This window comes from Cupriavidus sp. SS-3, assembly GCF_035818815.1.
GTDB lineage: Bacteria > Pseudomonadota > Gammaproteobacteria > Burkholderiales > Burkholderiaceae > Cupriavidus > Cupriavidus taiwanensis_C.
Genome location: NZ_JAYLVT010000025.1, coordinates 19,380 through 44,889 on the forward strand (window position 1 = coordinate 19,380; position 25,510 = coordinate 44,889).

A 25,510-nucleotide genomic window follows, 5' to 3' on the forward strand; every position below is an offset into this window, starting at 1 on the left:
GAGAGAGAGAAACGGGAGCAGCAGGGGTCAGCCCATCAGCGCACGGCGCATGAAGCGCGAGATCGCCAGCTTGGGCTGCCCCTGTCGGGCAATGTTGTGGGCGGGATCGGTGAACAGCAGCCGGATCAGCGCGTGGCGCGCGGCCATGCTGGTATGCAGCGCGATCCCCAGCAGCTGGCCGTCGCGGCGTACCACCCGGCACGGGATCCAGCCGGTCTGCGCCAGCCACAGCGCGCCTTCCATGCCGGGGCGGAAGGCCGGTGCCAGCGGCGTGATCACGGCCACGCCGTTGCAGGACAGGTCCCGGGTGGCGACGCGGTACTCGCGCCCGTCGACGCGCAGCAGCGCGGCGGCATGGTGCGGAAAGCGCTCTTCCTTGCGCGGCCGCGGCAGTTCCACGCACACCAGCAGCGAGGCCAGGTACAGCATCAGCGCCACGCCGGTCCAGATCGTGTTGAAGGCCAGGCCCTGCGCATCGGGGTCCACCACCAGTGCGCGGCCGAGGCCGAGCGCGGAGAACCCCAGCAGGCCGGCGTACAGCGCGGCGAACTTGCCGTGGATCACCAGCTTGGAGCGGTCCAGCCCTTTGTTGGTGACCTTGAACGGCCGACCGAACGGCTTGAACATCGCGCTGACCAGCGACGCGGTCACCGCCAGCGCCGCGACGATCTGGGTCACCTCGGTAAAGATCGGCAGCGCGCGCTGCCCGGTGATCCAGATGCTGTACGCCCAGTACGCCACCAGCGCGGGCAGTCCGTAGGCCAGGAATTGCAGCGGCTCGCCGTACAGCGTGGAGACGCCGAAGTACCAGTACAGCAGCGGCCCCGCCAGCAGCATCAGCGTGAACGGGCGCGACAGCCAGTGCAGCAGCCCGTGCACATAGTGCAGGCGCTGCATGAAGGTGTAGCCGCGCCCGCGCAGCGGACCGTCGGCGGTCAGCGCCACCTGGATCGTGCCCAGCCCCCAGCGGCTGCGCTGGCTGATGTATTCGGGCAGGCCCTCGGCCGACAGGCCCACGCTCAGGCGCTCGTTGAGCCAGCGCGTGATATAGCCGTGCGGCAGAAGCCGGTAGGTCAGGTGGATGTCTTCGGTCACGGTGCCGGTGGGGAAGCCGCCGATCAGCTCGATCAGGTCGCGCCGCACCACGAACGAGGTGCCGATGCAGAACGCCGCGCCCCACGCGTCCTTGGCCGGCTGCATCACGTCGAAGAAGGCGCGCTGCTCGTCGACCCAGCATTCGGTGGCGCGCAGGTTGTACTGGATCGGATCGGCGTTGTAGTAGAACTGGGGCGTCTGCACCACGCCCACGCGCGGGTCGCCGAACAGGCCCACCGTGCGCAGCAGGATGTTGCGATGGGGCGCGAAGTCCGCGTCCAGCACCAGGATGTAGGGCGCACCGCCGGCCGCGGCGCTGTGGCGCAGGCCGTTGTTGAGGTTGCCCGCCTTGGCGTGGGCGTTATCGGGACGCGTCACGTAGTTGGCGCCGACGCGCTCGCAGAACTCGCGCAGCCAGTCGCGGCGGGTGTCGTCGAGCACCCAGACGCGGAAGTCCGGATAGTCGATCGCCAGCGCGGAGACGATGGTCTTCTCCAGGATCTCCAGGCCTTCGTTGTAGGTAGCGATGAAGATGTCCACCGGCGGCACCCGCTGCGCGCGGCGCAGCGCCGCTTCGCCGGCGTCGGCATCGGGCGTGTGGTTGCTCGTGCGCGACAGCACCACGATCGACAGCAGCGTGTAGGCCAGCGTCATGCATTCGAAGATGAAGAACACATGGGCCCACACGCTGGCGAAGGTCATCTGCCAGTCGGGCAGGGTTTCGCGGATGCGCCAGGTCAGGTACACGCCCAGCAGCAGCGCGGTGACGCCGCCGAACAGGATGCGGTCCGCCGGCCGTTCGTGCCGGCACAGCAGCGACAGCAGCACCGTGGCCAGCAGCACGCCGCCGTTGATGATCAGCAGCGTCTGGTTTTCCAGGAAGAGGGCGAACATCGTCAGTCCTTGTCGGGGGTGGGGCTGGCGGCGGCAATCGCCGGCGGCGGGCAGGATGGCTCCAGGCAGCCGCCCGGGCGGAACGGGTTCCAGCGCGCGGCGGCCAGCACCGCCCACGCGGTGGCGCCCAGGTGCGGCAGGTGGAAGTAGTGGAAGTCCTCGGTGGTGGAGGTGGGGCCGATCGACAGCCCGGTGCTGACGCGCGCCTGCGGCGTGGCGTAGAGCATGCCGGACGGCGCGCGCTGCGCCCGCAGCAGCGGCCACAGCGGCGCGGCCTGCTGCGCCTGGCCGGCGGCCTGCAGTACCAGCGCGGCCTGTCCGGTGCCTTCGGTCCAGATGCCGTCGGGGCTGCCCTTGAAGCCGTAGCCGGCGCCGGCGCGATGCCTGGCTTCGACCCAGGCCAGGTTGCGGCGCCAGTCCTGCGGCGGATCGGGGAAGGCGATCAGCGGCCACAGCACGGCGTCCAGCGCCGAAGGCCCGGCATTGGGCGAGCGCCCGTCGTCGTGCGTGCCGATGATGAAGCGGCCCTCGCGCGGCTGCCACATGGCGCTGACAAAGCCGCGCGAGCGCGCCGCGCCGTCGCGCCAGCGCGGCTCGTTGCGCAGGCTGGCCAGCCAGCTGAAGGCCGCATAGGTGTCGACGTTGTGCTCGGTCGATTTCCAGCCCTGGCGGATCTGCTTGGGCTCATGGCCGAAGAAGCCGCCGATATAGCCGGCCGGCGCGGCGGGGTCAGGCACGGTGGCATGCACCCAGCCCATCAGCGCCGCGGCGCCGTCGAGATAGCGTGCATCGCGCGTGGCGTCATGCACCGCCAGCAGCAGCAGCGCGGCCCAGGCCACGTTGCCGGTGGCGGTGCCGGCCTGGTAGGCGTCTTCGAACCAGCGCTTGCTGGGTTCGTCCCACCAGCCCGGCAGCGGCGCCGGGCCCGCTGGCAGCGGCCCGGCGCGGTAGGCGTTGCGCAAGCGCGCGTCGCGGAAGTGGCGGTCCTGGCGGGTGGCCTGCAGCACCGCGTCGGCAATGCGGCGCGCTTCCGCGGGCCGCTTGCAGGCGACCAGCGCGATGCCGGCCAGCGCGTTGTCGTAGACGAAGGCGGCATTGCGCAGCGCCGGCGACAGCGGTTCGCCGCCGGGCGCGGGCTCGTAGCTGGGCAGGAACAGCGGGCCATTGCCGCCGGCGCGGGCGACCTGGTCGGCCAGCGCCTTGCAGCCTTCTGACAGCAGCGCCTGCTGCGCGGGATCGGCGGCGCGCGCCGCGCTCGGCGCCAGCGCCAGCAGGACGGGAAGCAGCGCGCCGGCGATCATGCGGGGCAGACGCGCGGTCGGGATCGGCAATCGCATCCGGCTCTCCTTGGCGCGGGCGCTTACAGCGAGGCCCGCAACTGGCCCAGCCAGCTCTGGTTCAGCGTGACGCGGGCCCAGCGGCCCATGCCGCAGTGTCCGGACTGCGCCGGCGCTGCCGCCGCTGCCGTGCCTGCGGTAGCGGGCGCGGCCGCGCTGCCCGATGCCGCGCCGGCCTTGGCCGGCAGGTTGCCGAGCGGGCGGTCGAGCTTGGCGATGACGTAGATCTCGTTCTTCTCGATCGGCGGGAACGGCACGAAATAGCGCGCCTGGTCGCCGTCCGGCGCGCGCGGCAGCACTTCGGCCACCGAGGCCGGCAGCGCCGTGGGCACGCCGTCGACCTGCACGTTCAGGCGCGCACCGGGTAGCAGGTTGTCGCTGAGGCTGCGCGGGAACACCGCCACCACGCGCGTCTGCGCGCAGTTGCTGGCGCGCGCCAGCGTGGCGCCGGCGGCGACGCGCATGCCCGGCTGCGCGATCAGGTCTTCGATGGTGCCAGGCTCGGGCGAGCGGATCTCAAGGTTGGAGAGGCGGTCGATGCGTTCCTGCTCGGTCGCGATCATTGCGTCGACCGACTTGCCGTAGGCTTCCAGCTGCTCCAGCTCCGCCGTCAGCTGTGCCGCTTCCGCGCCCAGCACCTGGCGGCGCTGCGCGAGCGTGGCGCTGGGGCCGTCGGTGGACGACGCATAGACTTTGTTGCGCGACGCCTGGCTTTCGCCGATGGCATTGTCGAGCTCGGCCTTGGCCGCGGCCTTGGCGTTGGACAGCATCGACAGCTGGTAGCGCGAGGCATTGGTATAGGCCTCGCTGACCGCGCCGGCCCACTGCATGCCCTGGTTGCGGTTGACCACTTCCTGCTGCTGGTCCTCCTGCGCCTTGGCCGAAGCCAGCCGCGCTTCCAGCGCGCGCACGCGCGCGGCATGCTCGCGCTGCGCGGCGCTGTTGTAGCGCTGCAGGTCCTGGTCGGTGGCAGCCATCAGCCGTCGGTTGCTTTCCAGCCGCGCCTTGGCCGAGTCATAGCGCTGCTGGTTGTCGAGCTTCTTGCCGGTCAGGTCGACCAGCAGCGAACGGTCGATGTTGGGGTTCTGCACCACCATCAGCGCCTGGTTGGCCGTAAACGGCTGGCCCGCGGCCACCATCTGCTTCATCACCACGCCCTCCACCGGCGACGTCACCAGGCTGACGGGGCTGTTCACCACCGCGCGTTCCGACGAGCGCGTAAACACATTTGGAAACATGATCGTCAGCACGGCCCAGATGATGAACAGCACCACGCCGTAGCCCGCCATGCGCGGCACGATATGCCACAGCGGCACGGCGACCGGCTGCGGGCGCTGCACCAGCCCGTCGCCCTGGGGTTGGCGCAGCGGGGCAGGGGTCAGCGAGTGGGGGCGCGGCGGTGGGTTGTTGCGCTGGTCGGCCATGGTGTTGTTCTCCGGCAAGCAAAGTCAAAAAAACATCCCCGCCGGCATCCGGCGCATGGATGCCGGGCGAGCGTATCCGTCAGGCAAGCGTGTGGCGTCGCGCAAGGGCTGTCGCGCGTGGCCCGGCTTGCAAGTCCCCAATTCAGCTTGTTGTCTGCAGCACGCGCGATGTGGCTGGGCCGTATCGGCGCACTTTGCAATCGGACCGACATACCGCATGCAGCGGCGTGCGGTCCGTGGAGTTGCCCGGCTTCATCCAGGCAGAGTTGAACAATGGCCAGTTGATTGGCCAAGACATGGCGGCCCGCTGAAGCAAAGATTCACGCACTCAGGCCGCCGCAGGTGAGTTAAGGCTAGTCAGTTGCCCCTTTGCTTGCTGTAAGAATGTGTAAGAGGAGGCTGTAGCACTGCTTAACACGGCATGGAGAAGTGGCGCAGAATTGCGCCGCGCAGCGTCTCTATTCGTCGCTGCCGAGCGGCGGCGCGATATGCTCCAGCGGGCGCCGTTCGGCATCGATGCCGAAGCGCAACGCCAGCAGCCCGGCGACGATCACCAGCGCCGCGCCGAAGCCGTAGCCCGCCGCCACTGCTTCGCGGCTGCCGCTCTCGATCAACGCGCCCAGCAGCAGCGGCGCGATGAAGCCGCCGGTGCCGGTGCCCACGGCGTAGAACACCGAGATCGCCAGCGCGCGCATTTCCAGCGGGAATACCTCGCTCGCGGTCAGGTAGGCGGAACTGGCCGCGGCGGAGGCCAGGAAGAACACGGCGGACCAGCACAGCGCCTGCGTGCGCGCGTCGAGCCAGCCCTGCACGAAGGCCCAGCCGGTCAAGGCCAGGCCAACGCCGGACAGCACGTAGGTGGCGGCGATCATGCGCCGGCGCCCGACGTGGTCGAACAACGGCCCCAGCAGCAGCGGGCCCAGCGCGTTGCCGAGCGCGAACGGAAAGATATACAGCGCCACGCGCGCTTCCGGCACGCCGTAGAAGCGCGACAGCACCAGCGCATAGGTGAAGAAGATCGCGTTGTAGAAGAAGGCCTGCGCCACCATCAGCGCCAGCGTGATCAGGCTGCGCTGGCGAAAGCGCCGCAGCAGCAGGCGCATGACCTCGCCCACGCCGGGCGCGGCGCGGCGGCGCATCGCCACCGCCGCGCAATCGGGCGACACCGGCGGCAGCGGCCCATGGCTGGCGCGCACTTCGGCCTCGATCGCGGCGATGATGCGCTCGGCCTCGTCCAGCCGCCCGTGCGTGGCAAGCCAGCGCGGGCTCTCCGGCACATGCCGGCGCACCAGCACGATCGCCACCGCCAGCACCGCGCCGAGCGCGAAGCAGGCGCGCCAGCCCCACACCGGACCGAATACGCGCGCATCCAGCAGCACCAGGCTGAGCCCCGCGCCCAGCGCCGCGCCCAGCCAGAAACTGCCGTTGATGGCCAGGTTCACGCGTCCCCTGACGCGCGCGGGAATCAGTTCGTCGATGGCCGAATTGATAGCGGCATATTCGCCGCCGATGCCCAGGCCGGTGCAGAAGCGGCAGGCCGCAAAGAAGGCAAAGTCGGGTGCGAACGCGGTCGCCAGCGTGGCCACCATGTAGACCGCGAGCGTGGCCAGGAACAGCCGCTTGCGGCCGAGCCGGTCGGCCATGCGCCCGAACACCAGCGCCCCCAGCACCGCGCCGGCGATGTAGAGCGAGCCCGACCAGCCCACCTCGGTCGCGCTCAGCCCGAGCGTATCGGGACGCTCCAGCACCGCGCCGACCGAGCCCACCAGCGTGACCTCCAGGCCATCGAGCACCCACGCGACGCCCAGCGCGATCGCCACGCGCCAGTGCCAGCGCGACCACGGCAGGCGGTCAAGCCGCCCCGGAATGTCGGTGTGGAAGGTGGTGCCGGGAGGCGGGCTGGCGAGGGCGGTATCGGTTGGCATTGCCAACCAGTATAGGAAACGGGCGCCGCGGCAACGATGCGGCGCTCAGCGGTACAGCACGGTCGGCAGCCAGAGGCCGATTTCAGGGAAGACGTAGAGCAGCACCAGCGCAATCAGCTGGATGCCCATGAACGGCAGCATGCCGAGGAAAATCTGGTTCAGCGTGACATGGGGCGGCGCCACGCCTTTCAGGTAGAACGCGGCCATCGCCACCGGCGGCGACAGGAAGGCGGTCTGCAGGTTCAGCGCCACCAGCAGCCCGAAGAACAGCGGATCGATGCCGAAGTTGTCCAGCAGCGGGATAAAGATCGGCATGAAGATGATGATGATCTCGGTCCACTCCAGCGGCCACCCCAGCAGGAAGATGATCAGCTGCGCCAGGATCATGAACTGCACCGGCGACAGGTTCATCGACAGCACCCATTGCTCGACCAGCGCCTGCCCGCCCAGCAGCGCGAACGCGGCCGAGAAGATCGACGAGCCCACGAACAGCCAGCACACCATGGCGCTGGTCTTGGCGGTCAGCAGCACCGATTCCTTGAGCACGCCGAAGGTCAGCTGGCGGTAGGCGGCGGCCAGCAGCGCGCCGCCGAGCGAGCCGACCGCGGCGGCCTCGGTGGGCGTGGCCAGCCCGAACACGATCGAGCCCAGCACGGCGAGGATCAGCAGCGCCAGCGGGAAGAACGACGTCAGCAGCATCTTGAAGATTTCCACCCGCGCAAAGCTGAATCGCCAGTAGAAGTACACCAGTGCCAGCCCCACCACCGCCAGCGTGATCCAGAACCAGCGCGGTGCCGCGACGGCCGCGGCGGCAGGCGTCGATGACGCCCGGGCGTCGGTTTCGGTGGCGGCGGGCGTGGCGGACGTGGCCGGCGCGGCAGGCGTGGCCGGTGCCGCGGCGGCCGGAGCCGCCGGTTCCTCCGACGGCGGTGCCGCCAGGTCGTCCACCGCCGCGCTGCTTTCCTCTGCGCCACCCAGCGACAATGGCGCCTCGACCGCGATGCTCGCGGCCGGCGCGGTGACCGCGCTGTAGATCGTCCCCATCACCAGCGCCGTTGCCAGCGCGGGCAGCAGCACGATGCCAAGCTGGCGCGCGAACACGGCACTCGGCACCTCGGCGTTGCGCGGGCCCTTGAGCGCGCGCATCAGGCCCGCGCCCAGCGCCGGCAGGGCATGGGTGGCACCGCGTGCTTCCAGCGCGCGCGCCACCGCCGGCAGCGGCACCACGCGTTCGGAAGCTGGCAGCGGCGGCGCCAGTGCGGGCTTGACCTTGGCCAGCAGCACGATGTAGACGATATAGAGTCCGGTCAGCATCAGGCCGGGGAAGAAGGCCCCGGCATAGAGCTGCACCACCGACACGCCCGCGGTGGCACCGTAGACGATCAGCAGCACCGAAGGCGGTATCAGGATCCCCAGGCAGCCGCCGGCGGTCACCGCGCCGGCCGACATCGACGTGCTGTAGCCCGCGCGCAGCATGGCCGGGAAGGCCAGCAGGCCCATCAGCGTGACCACCGCGCCGACAATGCCGGTGGCGGTGGCGAAGATCGCGCAGGTCACCAGCGTGGCCACCGCGAGCGAGCCCGGAATCCACGCCAGCGCCAGGTGCAGGCTACGGAACAGCTTCTCGATCAGGTTCGAGCGCTCGACCAGGTAACCCATGAACACGAACAGGGGGATCGAGATCAGGACATCGTTGGTCATGACCGCATAGGCCCGCTGCACCATCAGGTCCAGCGTCTGCTGTACCGCGATCTCGGGGTTGGCGTTGCGGTAAGCCAGCCAGGAAAACAGCACGCCCATGCCCATCAGCGTGAACGCGGTGGGAAAGCCCAGCATGATCGCCACCACGATCAGCGCCAGCATCAGCAGGCCCAGGTGCCCGCTGGTCCAGTCCCCCGGAGCCGGCATGAACCAGGCCACGGCACCGACGATCAGCACCATCAGCGACATGCCAAACCACAGTTCCTTCCTCATCGGCCGGCTCCCGGCGGGTTGTCGCGAGGCGGCGGAGCGTCGACCAGCTCGGCCGTGGGCGTGCCTTGCACCATCTCCTTGAGCTTGTCGACGTCGACTTCCTCGACATCGCCTTCGCGCAGCGGCCAGCTGCCACTGCGCAGGCACATGACGCAGCGGATGGTCTCGGCCACGCCCTGCAGCAGCAGCAGCGCGCCGGCCACCGGGATGACCGCCTTGAACGGATAGATCGGCGGGCCGTCGGCGGCGATGGAAGAGTGTTCGTTCTGCGCCAGCGAGACCTCGAAGAAGTCGATGCCGGCCCAGGCCAGCGCGATCACGCCGGGGAAGAAGAAGGCCAGGTACAGCACCAGGTCGATGCTGGCCTGCATCTGCGGCGACAGGAAGCCGTAGAGGATGTCGCCGCGCACGTGGCCGCGCTTGGCCAGCGTGTACGCGCCCGCCAGCATGAACAGCGCGCCGTACAGCATGTTGCTGGCGTCGAATACCCACGCGTGCGGCGTCCCCAGCGCATAGCGCGAGAACACCTCATAGCTGATCATCAGCGTGAGCCCGATGATCAGCCACGAGGCGGCCTGGCCGACGAAGGTGCTGAGCCAGTCGATGCGCAGCAGCAGGCGTTGCACGGCGCGCGTCCCGGGGGTCAGCCGCGCTTGGAGAAGTAATGGCTGGTGGCCAGCCGGTAGTCGACGTTGGTATCGTTCTGCCAGCGCGTGGAGCGCTGCGCGAAGGCCTTCATCGAATCATTGACCTTCTTGAACATGGGGTTCTCTTTTTCCTTGCGCGCCACGATCTCGTCCCAGATCTTCAGCTGCGCCTGCAGCACCGAGTTGGGGGTGGCGTAGAACTTCACGCCCTGCTGCTGCAGCGCCTGGTAGTCCTTGGAATAGCGGTCGATGGCCTTCATCGACATGTCGGCCGAGGCCGCGTCCACCGCGTTGGCGATCAGCGCCTTGAGCTTGGCCGGCAGCGCGTCGTAGCGCTTCTTGTTGAACAGGATCTCGAACTGCTCCGAGCACTGGTGGAAGCTGCGCAGCATGCAGATCTTGGACACGTCCTGGAAGCCCAGCGCACGGTCGGAGCTGGCGTTGTTGAACTCCGCCGCGTCGAGCAGGCCGCGGTCCAGCGCCGGCACGATCTCGGCGCCCGGCAGCGCGTTCACCGCGGCGCCCAGGCCGGTGAAGATATCGATCGACAACCCGACGGTGCGGAACTTCAGCCCCTTGAAGTCTTCCGGCTTGGTGATGGGCTTCTTGAACCAGCCCAGCGGCTGGGTCGGCATCGGCCCGTACAGGAACGACACCACGTCCAGGTTCAGGCTGCGGTAGATCTCCTGCTGCAGTTCCTTGCCGCCGCCGTACTTGTGCCAGGCCAGCAGCATGTTCGGATCCATGCCCCAGGCCGGGCCCGAACCCCACAGCGCCAGCGCCGAGTTCTTGCCGTACCAGTACGCGATCACGCCATGGCCGCCGTCCAGCGTGCCCTTGCTGACTGCGTCGATCAGATCGAAGGCCTTGACCACCGCGCCGGCGGGCAGCAGCTCGATCTTGAGGTCGCCGCCCGACATGTCGTTCACCTTGGTGACGAAGTCGCCGGCAAACTCGTGAAAAATATCCTTGGTCGGCCAGGTGCTCTGCCAGCGCATCGTGACCGGCCCCTGCGCCTTGACGATGGCCGGGAAGCCCATGGCGGCCGCCCCCGCGGCCGCGCCGGCGGCGCCGCCCAGGAAGCCGCGGCGGGACACGCTGCTGCCATGGCCGCTACCCTGACCGCTGCTCCGCTCCTCTGATTTCCTCGCCCTGGATGCCATGACCGTCTCCCTCTGATGAGTGTGGGACTACCCGCGAGCGTGCCGGCCATGGAGGACCGAGGCCGCTCGCCACTGACGCGAACACCGGAAAAGTCGGGAAAAACTGGAGCATGCGGGGCCAGCGGACGCGCGGCAGGCCTGCCGACGGGCAGGGGTGCCGGGCAGGTGGCCCGTGATTCCCTTCATGGTAGGAAAGGCACAGGGAACCACAATCTAGGGATTACCCGCGCGGTGTGCGCCGACGCACTTCGTGGCCGCGGACGAGCGACGTGCGGCCGGCTCAGGCGCGCGCGATGCCGACCGTGAAGCCGGCTTCGAGCAACCCCGGCGCTCCGGCGGCCTCGCGCACTGCCATCAGGTTGGGGCGTGGACCCGCGATCGGATCCTGCACGGTGGCGCGCGCCGGCACGCCGTGCGCACGGTAGGCCGGATGGCTGCCCAGGACCTGGCGGTTGAGCGCGTCGCTGAAATACAGCTGGCTGGTCAGCGCCTCCGCGCGCCCGAGCAGGACCTTGAAGTGGATATGGATGGCGCGCGGCGCGTACCAGCCGGGATAGATCGAGGTGAAGGTGGCGATCCCGTCGCTGTCCGCCGGCTGGACCCCTCGAAGGAAGCGCGCCTGCCGGTCGCCGCCGCCTTCGCCGCTGTAGTGGCCTTGCGCATCGCAGTGCCAGATGCTGACCAAGGCACCCGGCACCGGCGCGCAGCCATGCCCGGCATCGACCACCCGTATGCGCAGCCGCAAGGGCTGGCCGGGACGGCCATCGCGGATATCGGCGCGCACCAGGGCATCGTCCAGGTAGAACGGGCCTTCGGTGGCGGCCGGCGTCAGCAGGCAGGCCGCGGGCGTCGCCGCCGCGGCCGTGCCCGGCGCTATGCCGGCCGCCGCCAGCAGGCCGAGGTCGCGCAGGAAGCGGCGGCGCGCCGCGTCGGGGTCTGCGGGGACGCCGGCATCAGGCGCCGGGCCCGTTGTCATGGAGGCCTCCGTGGGGTTGCGGGTGGGCTGGACGGCGCTTGCCGCGAATCGGCCAACGCGGCCTCAGCGTCCCATGGCCTTGAGCATGGAATAACCGTGGCTGGTGATGCGCGGCGCCTGGCGGCGACCGTGCAGGACTTCGAGGTGAACCAATCGCTTGTCGACCAGGGCCTTGAGGTCGGTGGGATCGATCTGGCGGGAATCGGTGGAATCGAGGGAATCGGGGCCGTCGCTCAGCAACAGCAGCGTGGCAAGTTCATGCGGGCTCAGCACGTTCGTCTCCTTGGCTAGAGGGGGGCGTTTGCTGGGAGTCTGCGCGGCGACATCGCGCCGGCGGGAAGGCGTAATACGATCGTCGGGACGACGCGGCCACATGCGTTGCACATGTTGCGCCGCAATGCGCAGCGCTGCCGCCGTCTCGCAATCCATTGGTTTGACGGGAGGCTCCGCGCGCGGTTCCTTGCTGCCGCCGGCCGTTACATGTGACCCACTGTCGCAGCGCCGTCATCTCCATACTAGCCGGCCCCGGTGACAAAGCGATGGCCATGCCGGCATCGTGGGCAAAGGGAGCGGCAGCCGTCCGCTCCCGGGCTTGCCCCTCGCCCTTATTGCGCTTGCCGCGCGCGCCAGGCTTCGTACAGGTCGACGCCCTCGTCGCGCGCCGGCACGTAGGCCAGCCTCATCTCGCGCTGCTCGAGCGGACGGGCCAGCTCGACGTAGCCGCGCTCGGCGGACAGGTCGTAAGGGGCGCCATCCTCGTTGGAATACGCGTAGTAGACCGCCTCGACCCCGGCCAGGTACATCGCCGTCAGGCACATCGGGCAGGGATGGCCGCTGGCGTATACAGTGCAGCCGCTCAGGTCGGGCTTGCCGAGCGCGCGGCTGGCGGCGCGCACCGCCTGCATCTCGGCATGCGCGCTGGGGTCGCAGGTGGCATCGACCTCGTTGACCGCGCGCGCCAGCACCGTGCCGTCCTTGACCACCACGGCGCCAAAGGGCCAGGTATTGCGCTCGCGCACGTTCTCCATGGCGAGGCGGATGGAATCCAGCAGATAGGCTTCGGTTGTCGACACGCGTTGTCTCCGTTCAGGCCTGGCCCGCGCAGGCGGACATGATGCGGGCCTCGCGACTATAGGACAGCTTGCGCGGGCACGGTGGCGCGGGTTGTTATAGAGCGTATTCGGGCGCCGGCGGGCTATTGCGGCTGGCACTGGCGCGCATTCGAATCCTTAACTTCGCGTGGCGCGGGCGGCGTGCCAGAATGCGCCCGATGTATTCCTGAAGGATTCCACATGCTGGTGGCGCGCCTGTTCGTTTCCCTGTCCCTGTTCATTGCCATGCTGACATCCGTTCCCGCCGCTGCGAGTGCAACGCCCGAGCAACAACTGCGCGGCGCCGCGGCGCGCGGCGACGTCGCGCAGGTCAGCGCGCTGCTGGCCCAGGGCGCCAGCATCGACGCGCGCGACGCGCAGGGACGCACCGCGCTGCTGCTGGCCACGCACCACAACCGCGTGCAGGCGGCGCGGGTGCTGATCGATGCCGGCGCCGACGTGAACGCGCAGGACGCGATCCACGACAGCCCCTACCTGTATGCCGGCGCGCGCGGCCACAACGAGATCCTGCGCATGACGCTGGCGCACGGCGCCGACCTGCGCAGCACCAACCGCTACGGCGGCACCGCGCTGATCCCCGCCGCCGAGCGCGGCCATGTCGAGACCGTGCGCCTGCTGATCGCGGCCGGGGTGGCGGTGGACCATGTGAACCGGCTCAAGTGGACGGCCTTGCTCGAGGCCATCATCCTCGGCAACGGCGGCGCCGCCCATACCGAGATCGTGCGCCTGCTGGTCAACGCGGGGGCCGACGTGAACCTGGCCGATGGCGACGGGGTCACGCCGCTGCAGCATGCGCGCCAGCGCGGCTATACGCAAATCGAGCGCCTTCTCCGCGACGCCGGCGCGCGTTGAGACCGCTGCGCCCTGTGGCCTGCGTGCCATCGGCTGCGACCCGTTTTCGGGGGCGCCGTGACCGAGCCTCATATATACTGTCAGTGTGCATACAAAATGGTGAAGGCGATGGCTTCGAGAGCAAAGCGCAGTGCAACGACTGAAAGCGGCAGCCTGGCTACTGCAGTGTCGGAAGCGGATCCGGCCAAGGAACTGCTCTGGGCACGTCCCGGGTTTCTGGTGCGGCGGCTTCACCAGATCCACGTGGCGATGTTCTTCGAGGAGTGCAAGGCGCCCAATATCACGCCGGTGCAGTACGCCATCCTGACCGTGCTGTCGGTGCTGCCAGGGCTGGACCAGACCTCGCTGGGACAGGAGGTGGGCCTGGACCGAACCACGACGATGGACGTGGTGCGCCGGCTCGAAGAGCGAGGCCTGGTCGAGCGCCGCGAGAATCCCGCGGACCGGCGCACGCGCCACGTCCACCTGACGCGCGAAGGCAAGAGCGTGGTCACGTCGCTGCGTGCCGACATGGCGCGCGCGCAGGAGCGCATGCTGGCGCCGCTGAAGCCGGCGCAGCGGGAGGTATTCATGGAATTGCTGGCCACACTGGTGGAGGCCAACAACCAGTACAGCCGCACCGTTTTGCGGAGCATGTAAGCACCACGGCGGGCCCAAGGCCCGCCGTTTTTCATTGCGATGTGGCTCAGACCGGATAGACCAGGTCGTTCGCGATGATGGTGGTGTCGTACACCACCTGGCGCTCGCGCAGCAGCAGCCTGCCGCCCTGGCGGCGGAAGCGGTCATGGTAGGTCCCGGCGAGGTGGATCGTGGTGGGGCCTTCGACCAGCGTCTGCAACAGCATGAAGTTGGCCTGCGCCACGATATCGCCGTCGGCGGTCTCGTCGCTGACCCGCGTGTTTGTCACCAGGTGCAGGTTGTAGCGCGGGGCGAACATCTGCGTATTGGCAATCGCCGCGGCGCGGTCGCGCAGCATGCCGATGCCTTCGGCATACACCAGCCCGACCGGCAGGTTGCGTTCGGCGTTCTCGCGCGCGGTGATGCGGTAGAGCGCATCGTCGGTGAAGAAGCCCGGCCAGCGCTCGACCATGCCGGCGTCCAGCGCCGCGCAATAGTCGGCGTGAAAGGCATCGATCTCCAGCCGCAGTTCGGCCGCGCGCGCGGTGCCGAGGGTGCTCTCGCGATAGAGGGAGTAGTTCATCGGTTTCATATGCTTTTGGATTCCCGTCAGGCCGCGTTCAGAATCCCATCACGCCGCGGTAGTACTGGTACATCGCGCGGATCGCGGATTCGGAGATCAGGGAACTGGAAGTGCCGATCTGCTGGGCGTCCAGCTTGAGCACGTTGAGGTCGCTGCTGGAGCGGCGCACGCCTTCCTGCACGAACTTCATCGCCTCATTGTCTTCCAGCCCGAGAAAGCCGGCGGGGCCCATCAGGTTGCCCTGGCGCAGGCGGTGCTGCGTCATTTCCTCGGTATCGTCCTCGTAGCCGAACATGGTCCACAGCATCAGCATGCTGTCGGGGCCGTTGGGCACGATCTGGCGCACGCCCAGCGTGTTCATCTCGCGCTGCACGATCAGGTTGGGCCAGATCGTCTGCATCGTCACCGACCACGGTGAGTCGAACTCGCGCACGTACTCCAGGAAGCGCTCGTCCTCCAGCCGCATGCCTTCGTGGTACGAGCGCATCTCCATTTTGTTCTCGTCGCTGACGGCCGCATACTTGTCTTCCTTCTTGGCCGATGCCATGGTGCCGTGGCGGCCGTGCGCGGGGTCGGCGATCATTGCCGACTCGTTGCCCGCCACCAGCAGGCCGAACACCACCAGGAAGGAGTGCAGCAGCGTGGCGTGGTAGGGGTCCTTCAGGTTCTCGTGGTACATCTTCCAGTTGCACGGCAGTTCGTTCTTGTAATAGCCGAGCACCTTGAGCGGCTTGCCGTTGAAGACCACGTCGAAGTCCTTCAGGATCTCCGGCGTCATGTAGTCTTCCAGGCTTTCCATGTCCGGCGCGTAGGAGGCAAAGATCACGCCGTTGCGCGTTGCCACGTGCAGCTTCACCAGTCCGTGGTCTTCGTTGCGGAAGTCTTTGGGCATGCCGCCGGCGCGGTTGACGCCGCGCTTGAACGGAACGCCCTGCAGGTTACCCTTGAGATCGTAGGACCACTGATGGTAAGGGCAGACGAATTCCTTGGCGTTGCCCTGGCTGTGGCGGCAGAACTCGGCGCCGCGGTGCGCGCACCGGTTCTCGAACACGTTGATCGAGCCGTCCTCGGCGCGCGACACGACCACCGGCGTCGCGCCGACATACGAGCGCTTGAAGTCGCCTGCATGCGGGATTTCGGCTTCGAGCGCGACATAGTTCCACGAGCGGCCGCGGAAGATCTTCTGCAGTTCCAGGTCATGCACGGCCTGGCTGGTATAGACCCAGTCGGGGATATAGTGCAGCCCGTCCTCGGGCCAGCGGCATTCATCCAGCGACGGGTTCTTCTTGCCCAGCGTGTGCTGGATCACCGCTTGTGTCTGGTACATGTGGGGGTCCTCTCAGAGTGTGATAGAGCTGTCTGCTTCGGCCTGGCGTTCGCGGACGACCTGGCGCAGCGGCAATCTGTCGTCGCACAGGCGTGCCAGATGGGATGAGACGTCGCGTCCAACCAGTGCCCGCAACTGGCGCAGGTCGCCGCCTGCATTCACGGCAATGGCGTGGCTCAGGCGGCCCTGGCGGGTGCCCAGCAGCATGAACTTCGGCGCGGCGTCATCGTGGGCGGCGCTGCCGCGCCAGGCATAACGGAGTTCCGGATGCGCGGCGCCGAGCATCTGTACGTTGCAGCCGAACTGGTCAGTCCAGAACCACGGCAGGGCTGCGGGTTCGGCATCCACGGCCATCATGGATGCTGCCGCGATGCGCGCCTGCTCATTGGCGCTTTGCCACGACTCGAGCCGCACCTCGGTGCCGAACAGCGGCTGGTACTGGCTGCAGCAGTCGCCAGCGGCGTAGACGCTTTCGGCGCTGGTGCGGCACCGGGCGTCGACCTGGATGCCGCCGTTCTGCGGATGCAGAGCCAGCCCGGCGCCCGCCGCCAGCGTGACTTCCGGGGTGAGGCCGATGGCAATCACCACCAGGGGAGCGCGCAGCGAAGCGCCGTCGTCGAGTTGCATCCGCACGGCGCCGCCCTGGACATCGCAATGAACGATGCCGCAGCCGAGGCGCAGGGTCACGCCTTGAGCCTGCACCCGGTCGGCCAGCCACGTGGAAAGCTCAGCGGGCAGCGCGCGGGCCAGCAGGCGGTGTGCATGCTCGACCAGCGTAACCTTCAGGCCCATGGCCGCGGCCGTCGAAGCGGTCTCCAGGCCAAGGAAGCCACCGCCGATCACCACCAGTTCACCGGCGCGCGGCATGGCGTCGCGCAGGCGCGCCGCGTCATCCAGCGAGCGCAGGTAATGCACATGGGGCGTGCCCGGCGGCAGCGCCGGCAGCACGCGGGCATTGCCGCCGGTGGCGAGCAGGCAGGCGTCGTAGCCGATGGCGCTGCCGTCTGCCAGGTGCGCGACATGGCGGGCTGCATCGAGCGAGGTGACGCTGGCGCCCAGCCGCAGTTCGATGTCCTGGTCGGCATAGAAGCTGGCGGGGTGCACGCCGATCTTGCCGTCCTGTCCGACGTCGGCGAGCACGGACTTGGACAGCGGGGGGCGTTCGTACGGCGCGTGCCGTTCGCCGCCTGCCATGACCAGGCGGCCGCCGTAGCCCAGGCCACGCAGCGTGGCCGCGGCCATGGCGCCGGCCTGGCCGGCACCGACGATCAGGATGGGCGTGTGCTGTGTCATGACCGCCTCCTTACAGCTCGACCCACACCCGGCTGTCTTCGATCTTGACCGGATAGGTGCGGATATCGCCGGTTGCGGGCGCGCACATCGCCTTGCCGGTGCGGATGTCGAAGCGGGCCTGGTGCAGAGGGCATTCGATGCAGCCGTCTTCCAGATAGCCGTCGGACAGCAGGGCGTACTGGTGCGTGCAGACGTTGTCGGTGACAAAGAACGCGTCATCGCTGCGATAGACGGCAAGCTGGCGATCGCCCAGCGTCAGCGGCATCACCTCGTCGTTCTGCAGCGTGTCGGCCGCATCGATGTGAATCCATGCCATGGTCATCTCCGTAAATCTAATTTGTCAGTATGCTGAGTATATAAGGTCAGTGTACTGATGTTTTGGGCGCGAAATATCCTTGTTAACCCTGACTAGTGCGGGCCGTCCCGGTCGTCGCCGCGGCGCCGTGCTGCAGCGTGGGACGTGCCTGCCACCGCGCCAGGATCTCGCCCATGATGCCGCGGCGGAACGTCAGCACGCAGACCACGAAGATCAGCCCGGTCACCATGCTGACCGACTCGCCCAGCGTATCGAACCAGCCGATCCCAGTCATCGCCGCCAGCGCGTTGCCCGCATCCCCCAGCTTGTTCTCCAGCGCGACAATGACCAGCGCGCCGACCAGCGGGCCGGACAGGGTGCCCATGCCGCCGACCAGTGTCATCAGGATCACCGAGCCCGACATCATCCAGTGGACGTCGGTCAGCGTGGCGAAGCCCAGCACCAGAGTCTTGAGCGCGCCCGCAAGCCCGGCCAGCGCCGACGACAGCACGAACGCCAGCAGCTTGAACCGGTCCGCGTCATAGCCCAGCGAGACCGCGCGCGGCTCGTTTTCCTTGATCGCCCGCAGGATCTGCCCGAAGGGCGAGTTGACGATACGCATGATGCCGAGGAAGGCAGCGACCGTGATCGCCAGCACCACGTAGTACATGGTGTGGTCGGACGCCAGCGGCAGCAAGCCGAACAGCTCGCCGCGCGGCACCGCCTGCATGCCGTCTTCGCCGCCGGTGATTGGCGCCTGCAGGCAGAAGAAGTAGAACATCTGCGCCAGCGCCAGCGTGATCATGGCGAAGTAGATCCCCTGGCGGCGGATCGCCAGCGCGCCGAACACCAGTCCCAGCAGCGCACCGAAGGCGGTGCCGCCGAGCAGCGCCAGTTCCGGCGCGAGCTGCAGCGACTTCATTGCATAGCCGCAGGCGTAGGCAGCGCCGCCGAAGAACGCGGCATGGCCGAACGACACCAGCCCGGTATAGCCCAGCAGCAGGTTGAAGGCGCAGGCAAACAGCGCGAAGCACAGCAGCTTCATCACCAGCACCGGGTAGGCGCCCAGCCAGGGCGCGAGCAGCAGCGCCGCCAGCAGCAGTCCGTATGCGAGCCGCGGCCGCGTTGCGTAAGTGGGGCTTGCCATCATTTCTCCTTTCCAAACAAACCGGCCGGCCGCACCAGCAGCACGCAGACCATGGCGACGAAGACAACGGTCGCGGACGCTTCGGGGTAGTAGACCTTGGTAATGCCTTCAAACACACCCAGTCCCAGGCCGGTAAAGATCGAGCCGAGGATCGAGCCCATGCCGCCGATCACCACCACCGCGAACACCGTGATGATCAGGTTCTGACCCATCAGCGGGGACACCTGCATCACCGGCGCGGCCAGCACGCCGGCGAGCGCCGCCAGCCCGACGCCGAAGGCATAGGTCAGCGTCACCAGCAGCGGCACATTGACGCCGAAGGCTTCGACCATGCGCGGATTCTCGGTGCCGGCGCGCAGGTAAGCGCCCAGCCGGGTCTTCTCGATCATGAACCAGGTAGCGAAGCACACCGTCAGCGATGCCACTACCACCCAGGCACGGTAGTTGGGCAGCACCATGAAGCCCAGCTGGCTGACACCGGTCAGCGCTTCAGGGGTGGGGTAGGGCAGCCCGGAGACCCCGTAGACCGAGCGCAGCAAGCCTTCGATCAGCAGGCAGATGCCGAGCGTCAGCAGCAGCCCGTACAGGTGGTCGAAGCGGTACAGGTGGCGCAGCATGGTGCGCTCCAGTACAACGCCCAGCGCACCGGCCACCAGCGGCGCCAGCAGCAGCATCAGCCAGTAGCTGATCCCAAGGTAGTTCAGGCCCATCCACGCCAGCACCGCGCCCAGCATGAACAACGCGCCGTGCGCGAAGTTGATCACGTTGAGCAGGCCGAAGATCACGGCCAGCCCCAGGCTCAGGATCGCGTAGAACGACCCGTTGACCAGCCCCAGCAGCAGCTGGCTCAGCAGCGCGGGCAGGGGCACTCCAAACAATTCCATGACAAGGTCTCCTTACACGCCCAGCAGGGCGTTGAGCGTGGACATCTTCCGTTCCAGCTCGCTGGCAGCGAAGGCCTCCACGATGCGGCCGTGCTCCATCACGAAGAAGCGGTCCGCCAGCGGCGCCGCGAAGCGGAAGTTCTGCTCCACCATGACGATGGTGTAGCCGCGCCGGCGCAGCGTGGCGATCATCTTTGCGAGCTTCTGCACGATCACCGGTGCCAGCCCTTCCGAGATCTCGTCGAGCAGCAGCACGCTGGCGCCGGTGCGCAGGATGCGCGCCACTGCCAGCATCTGCTGCTCGCCGCCCGACATGCGCGTGCCCTGGCTCTTGCGCCGCTCATGCAGGTTGGGGAACATCTCGTAGATCTCGGCGACCGACATGGGCTCGCGCAGACCCGTCGCGCCCGGCGCTGCCTCGAAGGCCGGCGGCAGCAGCAGGTTCTCTTCGCACGACAGGCTGGCGAAAATGGCGCGCTCCTCCGGGCAGTAGCCAAGCCCCAGCGGCGCAATGCGGTGCGTCTTCATGCCGATCGTTTCCCGGCCGAATACGCGCACCGAGCCCTTGCGCGTGCCGGTCAGTCCCATGATGGCGCGCAGCGTGGTGGTGCGCCCGGCGCCGTTGCGGCCCAGCAGCGTGATCACTTCACCCGGATGGACTGCCAGGTCGACACCGTGCAGGATGTGCGATTCGCCGTACCAGGCATGCAGGCCCCGCAATTCGAGGGCCGGGGTGGCGGTTGCGGTCATGCGGCCTCCTGCTGGTCTTCGGTGGTTCCCATATAGGCTTCCTTCACCTGCGGATTGCGCGAGATTTCGTCGTACGTGCCCTCGGCCAGCACGGCGCCGCGCTGCAGCACCGTGATGCGATCGACGATCGACGACACCACGCTCATGTTGTGCTCCACCATCAGCACGGTCCGTCCCGCGGACACGCGCTTGATCAGCGCGGTCACGGTCTCGACGTCCTCGTGGCCCATACCCTGCGTGGGCTCGTCCAGCAGCATCAGTTCCGGATCGGTGGCTAGCGTGGTGGCCAGCTCGAGTGCGCGCTTGCGGCCATAGGCCAGCTCCGCCGTGCCAAGGTGCGCGAAGCCGGCCAGGCCCACCTCGTCCAGCAGTTCCATGGCGTGCGCATCCAGCCGTGACAGCGAGCGCTTGCCGCGCCAGAAATGCCACGACGTTCCCAGCTTGCGCTGCAGCGCGATGCGCACGTTCTCCAGCACGGTCAGCTGCGGGAACACCGCGGAAATCTGGAACGAGCGGATCACGCCCATGCGGGCGATCTGCGCCGGGCGCAGCGCGGTGATGTCGGCCCCGTTGAAATGAATGGAGCCGGACGACGGCGCGTGGAACTTGGTCAGCAGGTTGAAACAGGTGGTCTTGCCGGCGCCGTTGGGGCCGATCAGCGCATGGATCGAGCCCCGCCGCACCGACAGGCTGACATCGCTGACGGCGGTAAAGCCCTTGAACGCTTTGGTCAGCCGCTGCGTGCGCAGGATCACGTCTTGCTCAGGCATTGGCGCGCTCACTTCTTGACCAGCGGGCATTCACTGGCGGAGAGGGGGCGGAAGGCCTCGTCGCCGGGAATGGTGCCGATGTACTTGACCAGGTCCCACGGGCCTTTCGACTCCGCCGGCGTCTTGGCCTGGGCCAGGTACATGTCGTGCACCATGCGGCCATCGATCCGGACCTTGCCATTGCGCACGAAGGCGTCGTTGACGGGCAGCGCGCGCATCTTGTCCGCCACCGCGGGGCCCTCGACGGTCCTGGCGGCTTCCACGGCCTTCAGGTAGTGCAGCACGCCGGAATAGACGCCGATCTGCCCGTGCGTGGGATACGCCTTGTGGCGCTTGTGGTAGCGCTCGACGAAGTCCTTCGACTTCGCGTCGAGGTCGAGCCTGAACGGATCGACATAGGTCAGGCCCTGCGCGGCGGGCAGACCCAGACTTTTGATATCGGTGATGAAGGTGGACGGCGTGATGACCGTCTGCCCCGCCTTGATCAGGCCGAACTCGCCGGCGGCCTTGACGCCATTAATCATGTCGTTGCCGGCGTTGGCCAGCACCACCACCTTGGCCTTGGAGGCCGACGCCGCGACCACCGGGCTGCTGAAGTCGCTGGCATTGAGCGGATGGCGCGTGCTGCCCACGTTCTTGCCGCCACCGGCATCCACGGCCTTGCGGAAATCGGCTTCCAGCGACTGGCCAAAGGCATAGTCCACGGTGATGTAGTACCAGCTGTTGCGGCCCTGGTCGATCAGGCGGCGGACCAGCGGATACGACACCGAGTAGGTGTCCCAGGCCCAATGGAAGCCTGTGGGCGAACAGTTCTGGTTGGTCAGCGCCATGGCGCCGCCGGTGGAGACGATGTCGATCTTCTGCTTCTGGCGCGCCACTTCCTGCACCGCGAGCGCGGTCGACGAGTTGGGGAAGTCGATCACCATGTCGACGCCGTCGGTATCGAACCATCGGCGCGCCAGCGACGAAGCGATATCGGCCTTGTTCTGGTGATCGGCGGACAGCACCGTGACGGGCTTGCCCAGCGCCTTGCCGCCGAACTCATCGACGGCCATCTGGGCGGCGACGACCGAGCCTTTGCCGGACAGATCGGCATAGGAGCCGGACATATCGGTGATGACGCCGATCTTCACGCCGCTGGCGTCGGCCAGGGCGGGCGTGGCCTGCGCCAGGCCGAGCAGGGCGGACGACGCGGCTAGGGTGCGTAGGATGCGAGAGGTGGACATGGGGGCTCCAGGTTGTCTGCGCGAAGGGATGGAAGTTGGCGATGGCTGCATGCGCCCGACGCGGGCGCCATCGCTGCGCGCGCTCGGGACGAAAATCAGTATGCTGAATATATGCCGATGAAAAGGGGCGGAATTCTCCGCCCTGCTAGTGCGCCGGGTAGCAGCGCTCAGGTGGACAGGTCGCGCCCGCGCGTCTCCGGCACGAACACCATGCCGATGACGAAGGCGAGGCCGGCGATAACCACCGGGTACCAGAGGCCAAAGTACACGTCGCCGCTGGAGACGTTCATCGCCGTCACCACGAATGACAGCATGCCTCCGACCCAGCCCGCACCAAGGTGGAAGGGCAGCGACAGCGAGGTGTAGCGCACCCGGGCCGGGAACAGCTCGACCATGAAGGCGGCCATCGGCCCATAGACCATGGCCAGGAACAGGATCGGCACCAGCAGCAGCATGAACACCATCGGCGTATTCATCCTGGCGGGATCGGCGCGCTCCGGCCAGCCGGCCTCGACCAGTGCCGTCTTGATGGCGGTGCGGTCGAAGCCCTGTAGCGTGCGCGCGCCGATCTGGATTTCCGCCCGGGCCGGGTCGCTGGCCGGCACGAAGGTGTAGCCCACGCCCAGGTCGGTCAGGTAGCCGCGGATCTTGTCGCAGGCCGACACCGGTTCGCCGAACAGGCGCGCCTTGCAGTCGCCCGCGGTCACCTGCACCGTGCCTTGCCGCTGGAACTGCTCCAGGGCGGGATTGGCGTAGTGGGTCAGCCCCTTGAACACCGGCTGGGTGCAGAGCGCAGCCAGCAGGCAGGCGGCCATCATGATGTACTTGCGGCCGATGCGGTCCGACAGCCAGCCGAAGAACAGGTAGCAAGGCGTCGCCACCACCAGGGCGATCGCAATCAGCTTGTGCACGGTTTCGATCGGCACGTGCAGCGTCTTGTTGAGGAAGAACATGCTGTAGAAGTGGCCGGTGCCGAAGATCGCGCCCAGCCCGGCGGCCACCACGAACAGCAGCAGCACCGACTTCAGGTTCTGCCACTGGGTGAAGCTCTCGCGGATGGGGGACTTCGAGGTGGCATTGCCAGCCTTCATGCGCGCGAACACCGGCGATTCATGCAGCTTGCCGCGGATATAGACCGAGATCACCAGCATCACCAGCGACACGATGAACGGGATGCGCCAGCCCCACGCGCGGAATTCCGCTTCGGTCAGGAAGGTCTTGAGCAGGTAGACCACGAACAGCGAGGACAGCAGCCCCAGCGTGGCGGTGGTCTGCAGCGAGCTGGTGTAGAGGCCGCGCTTGCCTGCCGGCGAATGCTCGGCGACATACGTGACCGCGCCGCCCACTTCGCCGCCCAGCGCGAGGCCTTGCAGCAGTCGCAGCAGCACCAGCAGCACCGTGGCGGTGATGCCGATCTGCTCGTATGTCGGCAGCACGCCGACGCCCACCGTGGCCACGCCCATCAGCAGGATGGTGACCAGGAAGGTGTACTTGCGGCCGATCCGGTCGCCCAGGCGCCCGAACACCAGCGCGCCCACCGGCCGGATCAGGAAGCCGGCGCCGAAGGTGGCGAGGCTGGCCAGGAAGGCGGCCGTTTCATTGCCCGGCGGAAAGAACAGTGCGCCGAAATACACCGCCAGCGCCGCGTAGATGTAAAAGTCGTACCACTCCATCAGGGCGCCGAAGGATGAGGCAAGGATGACCTTGCGTTCTTCGGCGGTCATGCCGGAGGCCGGGGCACTCGTCTCGGCGCGCGTCTTGGCGCGGGTCAGGCTGATCGTCATGGCGGGGGCTCCTTTTGGTCAGGCCGTATGTCTCTATTGTTTGTTTGCTTCCCGGTGGTGCCGGCCCCGATGGCGCGGGTCATTCCTGACCCGGCACTGTGCGGTGCCGCATCCTGCCGGTGCATCAGTCAGTATGCTGATGAGAAGCGCAGTATGCTGAGCAAAATGCGGGCCAGAGCCGGCACCTGGGATATTGCGAAGGCGCCGGAAAGCCCGATTTAAATGGTTGTTTCATATCATCAGCATACTGATCATCTGGGGCCAGTGTAATGAGCGGTTCCGGCCATCGTTATAGGTGTTAACCCTCCGCGCTCCTTCTGGACTTTTGAAAATCCGCTCACTAGAATCCGAAAACTAATCAGTGTACTGAGTAATCGGCTAGGCGACGCATCAGCGCACGCGGAACAAAGCTCGGCACGCACCGATTCCATCCATCAGGAGCCCCCACCAGCATGACTTACGTGAAGAAGATCGCCCTGGAAGAGCATTTCATGACCCCCGGCTTCCAGGCTTATTCCAAAGGGTTCACGCAGCATATCGATCCGGCGGTGTTCGCCGAGCTTGGTCGCCGTCTTGCCGACTTCGACGAAGAGCGGCTAGCCGAGATGGACCGGTGCGGCATCGACATTACCGTGCTGTCGCAAACCGGACCCGGCGTGCAGGGCGAAGCCGATCCCGGACTGGCGCTGACCCGGGCGCGCCAGAGCAATGACTTCCTGGCGGCGCAGATCGCCCGCCATCCGACGCGCTATGCCGGCTTTGCCGCGCTGCCGATGCACGATCCCGGGCAGGCTGCCGCCGAACTGGAGCGTGCCGTGCTGCAGCTCGGCCTCAAGGGCTCGCTGGTGAACGGCCATACACATGGTCGCTATTACGACGCCCCGGCGTATGACGCGCTCTGGGAACGCATGCAGGCGCTGGACGTGCCGATGTACCTGCATCCGACCGATGCCTTCGTGTCGCCGCAAGTGCTCGCCGGCCATCCGGAGCTGGCCGGAGCCGCGTGGGGGTGGGGCGTGGAAACCGCCTCGCACGCGCTGCGGCTGTTGTTCAGCGGCGTGTTCGACCGCTTCCCGCGCCTGAAGCTGATCCTCGGCCATATGGGCGAAGGCCTGCCTTACCAGCGCTGGCGCTTCGACAGCCGTTTTGCGGTCTATTCGCATGGCGTCAGGCTGGAGCGCGCGCCGTCCGAGTACATCGGCAGCAATATCGTCATCACCACCTCGGGCGTGTGTTCGCACGGCGCGCTGATGGGCGCCCTTGCCGAACTGGGACCGGAGGCGGTGATGTTCTCCGTCGACTACCCCTATGAGTCCACCGAAGTGGCCGCGCGGTTCATCGACAGCGCGCCGCTTGACGACACCACGCGCGCGCTGGTCTGCCGCGGCAACGCGCAACGCCTGCTCAAGCTCTGATTGCCCAACCTGGAAACTC

General features: G+C 67.6%; 23 protein-coding genes. 3 read left to right on the plus strand and 20 right to left on the minus strand.

The window, feature by feature from the left end:
* Positions 1 to 27: 27 nt before the first annotated feature.
* The 10 genes from U9J39_RS27010 to U9J39_RS27055 all read right to left on the minus strand — a co-directional run bounded on the left by U9J39_RS27010 (position 28) and on the right by U9J39_RS27055 (position 12,508).
* Positions 28 to 1,989: a glycosyltransferase family 2 protein gene (locus tag U9J39_RS27010; RefSeq protein WP_115712695.1), complete on the minus strand. Its 1,962-nt coding sequence runs from the start codon at positions 1,987 to 1,989 to the stop codon at positions 28 to 30.
* Positions 1,990 to 1,991: 2 nt separating this feature from the next.
* A complete protein-coding gene (locus U9J39_RS27015) occupies positions 1,992 to 3,326 on the minus strand; it encodes a hypothetical protein (RefSeq protein ID WP_326348564.1) in 1,335 nt (444 codons plus the stop codon).
* Positions 3,327 to 3,349: 23 nt separating this feature from the next.
* A complete protein-coding gene (locus U9J39_RS27020; RefSeq protein WP_115712698.1) occupies positions 3,350 to 4,750 on the minus strand; it encodes an HlyD family secretion protein in 1,401 nt (466 codons plus the stop codon).
* Between the two features lie 458 nt (positions 4,751 to 5,208).
* Complete coding sequence (locus U9J39_RS27025; protein WP_115712700.1) at positions 5,209 to 6,675, minus strand: MFS transporter; 1,467 nt, start codon at positions 6,673 to 6,675, stop codon at positions 5,209 to 5,211.
* Between the two features lie 45 nt (positions 6,676 to 6,720).
* Positions 6,721 to 8,649: a TRAP transporter large permease gene (locus U9J39_RS27030; protein WP_116313623.1), complete on the minus strand. Its 1,929-nt coding sequence runs from the start codon at positions 8,647 to 8,649 to the stop codon at positions 6,721 to 6,723.
* The gene (locus U9J39_RS27035; RefSeq protein WP_326348565.1) at positions 8,646 to 9,275 is read right to left on the minus strand and encodes a TRAP transporter small permease subunit; all 630 of its coding nucleotides are present in this window, start codon (positions 9,273 to 9,275) and stop codon (positions 8,646 to 8,648) included. Before U9J39_RS27035 ends, U9J39_RS27030 begins: the two co-directional genes overlap by 4 nt.
* Before the next feature lie 17 nt (positions 9,276 to 9,292).
* A complete protein-coding gene (locus U9J39_RS27040) occupies positions 9,293 to 10,336 on the minus strand; it encodes a TRAP transporter substrate-binding protein (protein ID WP_232348311.1) in 1,044 nt (347 codons plus the stop codon).
* Between the two features lie 403 nt (positions 10,337 to 10,739).
* Positions 10,740 to 11,435 (minus strand): intradiol ring-cleavage dioxygenase, encoded by a 696-nt coding sequence (locus U9J39_RS27045; protein WP_115712708.1) that lies wholly within the window; start codon positions 11,433 to 11,435, stop codon positions 10,740 to 10,742.
* Between the two features lie 63 nt (positions 11,436 to 11,498).
* Positions 11,499 to 11,708, minus strand: a complete 210-nt coding sequence (locus U9J39_RS27050) for a hypothetical protein (protein ID WP_115682935.1) — start codon at positions 11,706 to 11,708, stop codon at positions 11,499 to 11,501.
* Positions 11,709 to 12,040: 332 nt separating this feature from the next.
* On the minus strand, positions 12,041 to 12,508 hold the full coding sequence (locus tag U9J39_RS27055) for a nucleoside deaminase (protein WP_115712710.1): 468 nt from the start codon (positions 12,506 to 12,508) through the stop codon (positions 12,041 to 12,043).
* Positions 12,509 to 12,727: 219 nt separating this feature from the next.
* Here U9J39_RS27055 and U9J39_RS27060 point away from each other — a divergent pair, with 219 nt between their 5' ends.
* The gene (locus U9J39_RS27060) at positions 12,728 to 13,399 is read left to right on the plus strand and encodes an ankyrin repeat domain-containing protein (RefSeq protein WP_326348566.1); all 672 of its coding nucleotides are present in this window, start codon (positions 12,728 to 12,730) and stop codon (positions 13,397 to 13,399) included.
* A gap of 108 nt (positions 13,400 to 13,507) precedes the next feature.
* On the plus strand, positions 13,508 to 14,038 hold the full coding sequence (locus U9J39_RS27065; RefSeq protein WP_115714206.1) for a MarR family winged helix-turn-helix transcriptional regulator: 531 nt from the start codon (positions 13,508 to 13,510) through the stop codon (positions 14,036 to 14,038).
* A gap of 46 nt (positions 14,039 to 14,084) precedes the next feature.
* Here U9J39_RS27065 and U9J39_RS27070 read toward each other — a convergent pair whose 3' ends face one another.
* From U9J39_RS27070 to U9J39_RS27115, 10 genes are all read right to left on the minus strand, one after another.
* On the minus strand, positions 14,085 to 14,600 hold the full coding sequence (locus U9J39_RS27070) for an aromatic-ring-hydroxylating dioxygenase subunit beta (RefSeq protein ID WP_172582345.1): 516 nt from the start codon (positions 14,598 to 14,600) through the stop codon (positions 14,085 to 14,087).
* Between the two features lie 37 nt (positions 14,601 to 14,637).
* Positions 14,638 to 15,927, minus strand: a complete 1,290-nt coding sequence (locus U9J39_RS27075) for an aromatic ring-hydroxylating dioxygenase subunit alpha (protein ID WP_326348567.1) — start codon at positions 15,925 to 15,927, stop codon at positions 14,638 to 14,640.
* Positions 15,928 to 15,939: 12 nt separating this feature from the next.
* Complete coding sequence (locus U9J39_RS27080; protein ID WP_326348568.1) at positions 15,940 to 17,220, minus strand: NAD(P)/FAD-dependent oxidoreductase; 1,281 nt, start codon at positions 17,218 to 17,220, stop codon at positions 15,940 to 15,942.
* A 10-nt stretch (positions 17,221 to 17,230) separates the two neighbouring features.
* The gene (locus U9J39_RS27085) at positions 17,231 to 17,536 is read right to left on the minus strand and encodes a non-heme iron oxygenase ferredoxin subunit (RefSeq protein WP_115682929.1); all 306 of its coding nucleotides are present in this window, start codon (positions 17,534 to 17,536) and stop codon (positions 17,231 to 17,233) included.
* An 82-nt stretch (positions 17,537 to 17,618) separates the two neighbouring features.
* The gene (locus U9J39_RS27090; RefSeq protein ID WP_116314706.1) at positions 17,619 to 18,662 is read right to left on the minus strand and encodes a branched-chain amino acid ABC transporter permease; all 1,044 of its coding nucleotides are present in this window, start codon (positions 18,660 to 18,662) and stop codon (positions 17,619 to 17,621) included.
* Complete coding sequence (locus U9J39_RS27095; RefSeq protein ID WP_116313629.1) at positions 18,662 to 19,546, minus strand: branched-chain amino acid ABC transporter permease; 885 nt, start codon at positions 19,544 to 19,546, stop codon at positions 18,662 to 18,664. Before U9J39_RS27095 ends, U9J39_RS27090 begins: the two co-directional genes overlap by 1 nt.
* A 12-nt stretch (positions 19,547 to 19,558) precedes the next feature.
* A complete protein-coding gene (locus tag U9J39_RS27100) occupies positions 19,559 to 20,296 on the minus strand; it encodes an ABC transporter ATP-binding protein (RefSeq protein ID WP_115712723.1) in 738 nt (245 codons plus the stop codon).
* Positions 20,293 to 21,066, minus strand: a complete 774-nt coding sequence (locus U9J39_RS27105; protein WP_115712725.1) for an ABC transporter ATP-binding protein — start codon at positions 21,064 to 21,066, stop codon at positions 20,293 to 20,295. The genes U9J39_RS27100 and U9J39_RS27105 overlap by 4 nt, the downstream gene beginning before the upstream one ends.
* 8 nt (positions 21,067 to 21,074) lie before the next feature.
* Positions 21,075 to 22,292, minus strand: coding sequence for an ABC transporter substrate-binding protein (locus U9J39_RS27110; RefSeq protein ID WP_115712726.1), 1,218 nt, complete (start codon positions 22,290 to 22,292; stop codon positions 21,075 to 21,077).
* A 167-nt stretch (positions 22,293 to 22,459) separates the two neighbouring features.
* Positions 22,460 to 24,076, minus strand: coding sequence for an MFS transporter (locus U9J39_RS27115; RefSeq protein WP_326348570.1), 1,617 nt, complete (start codon positions 24,074 to 24,076; stop codon positions 22,460 to 22,462).
* A gap of 452 nt (positions 24,077 to 24,528) precedes the next feature.
* On the opposite strand from U9J39_RS27115, the gene U9J39_RS27120 reads away from it, so the two are divergent.
* Positions 24,529 to 25,491 (plus strand): amidohydrolase family protein, encoded by a 963-nt coding sequence (locus U9J39_RS27120; RefSeq protein WP_116313634.1) that lies wholly within the window; start codon positions 24,529 to 24,531, stop codon positions 25,489 to 25,491.
* The last annotated feature ends 19 nt before the right edge of the window (positions 25,492 to 25,510 follow it).

Bases quoted from the DNA above. Each gene is read 5' to 3' on its own strand.
- U9J39_RS27040 (WP_232348311.1), bottom strand. From the start codon at position 10,336: ATGGGCTTCCCGGCCATCGTCAAGGCGCAGGGGCCGGTCACGATGCGC.
- U9J39_RS27075 (WP_326348567.1), bottom strand. From the start codon at position 15,927: ATGTACCAGACACAAGCGGTGATCCAGCACACGCTGGGCAAGAAGAAC.
- U9J39_RS27025 (WP_115712700.1), bottom strand. From the start codon at position 6,675: ATGCCAACCGATACCGCCCTCGCCAGCCCGCCTCCCGGCACCACCTTC.
- U9J39_RS27070 (WP_172582345.1), bottom strand. From the start codon at position 14,600: ATGAACTACTCCCTCTATCGCGAGAGCACCCTCGGCACCGCGCGCGCG.
- U9J39_RS27115 (WP_326348570.1), bottom strand. From the start codon at position 24,076: ATGACGATCAGCCTGACCCGCGCCAAGACGCGCGCCGAGACGAGTGCC.
- U9J39_RS27085 (WP_115682929.1), bottom strand. From the start codon at position 17,536: ATGGCATGGATTCACATCGATGCGGCCGACACGCTGCAGAACGACGAG.
- U9J39_RS27120 (WP_116313634.1), top strand. From the start codon at position 24,529: ATGACTTACGTGAAGAAGATCGCCCTGGAAGAGCATTTCATGACCCCC.
- U9J39_RS27010 (WP_115712695.1), bottom strand. From the start codon at position 1,989: ATGTTCGCCCTCTTCCTGGAAAACCAGACGCTGCTGATCATCAACGGC.
- U9J39_RS27045 (WP_115712708.1), bottom strand. From the start codon at position 11,435: ATGACAACGGGCCCGGCGCCTGATGCCGGCGTCCCCGCAGACCCCGAC.
- U9J39_RS27105 (WP_115712725.1), bottom strand. From the start codon at position 21,066: ATGCCTGAGCAAGACGTGATCCTGCGCACGCAGCGGCTGACCAAAGCG.
- U9J39_RS27015 (WP_326348564.1), bottom strand. From the start codon at position 3,326: ATGCGATTGCCGATCCCGACCGCGCGTCTGCCCCGCATGATCGCCGGC.
- U9J39_RS27110 (WP_115712726.1), bottom strand. From the start codon at position 22,292: ATGTCCACCTCTCGCATCCTACGCACCCTAGCCGCGTCGTCCGCCCTG.
- U9J39_RS27030 (WP_116313623.1), bottom strand. From the start codon at position 8,649: ATGAGGAAGGAACTGTGGTTTGGCATGTCGCTGATGGTGCTGATCGTC.
- U9J39_RS27100 (WP_115712723.1), bottom strand. From the start codon at position 20,296: ATGACCGCAACCGCCACCCCGGCCCTCGAATTGCGGGGCCTGCATGCC.
- U9J39_RS27080 (WP_326348568.1), bottom strand. From the start codon at position 17,220: ATGACACAGCACACGCCCATCCTGATCGTCGGTGCCGGCCAGGCCGGC.
- U9J39_RS27060 (WP_326348566.1), top strand. From the start codon at position 12,728: ATGCTGGTGGCGCGCCTGTTCGTTTCCCTGTCCCTGTTCATTGCCATG.
- U9J39_RS27090 (WP_116314706.1), bottom strand. From the start codon at position 18,662: ATGGCAAGCCCCACTTACGCAACGCGGCCGCGGCTCGCATACGGACTG.
- U9J39_RS27095 (WP_116313629.1), bottom strand. From the start codon at position 19,546: ATGGAATTGTTTGGAGTGCCCCTGCCCGCGCTGCTGAGCCAGCTGCTG.
- U9J39_RS27065 (WP_115714206.1), top strand. From the start codon at position 13,508: ATGGCTTCGAGAGCAAAGCGCAGTGCAACGACTGAAAGCGGCAGCCTG.
- U9J39_RS27020 (WP_115712698.1), bottom strand. From the start codon at position 4,750: ATGGCCGACCAGCGCAACAACCCACCGCCGCGCCCCCACTCGCTGACC.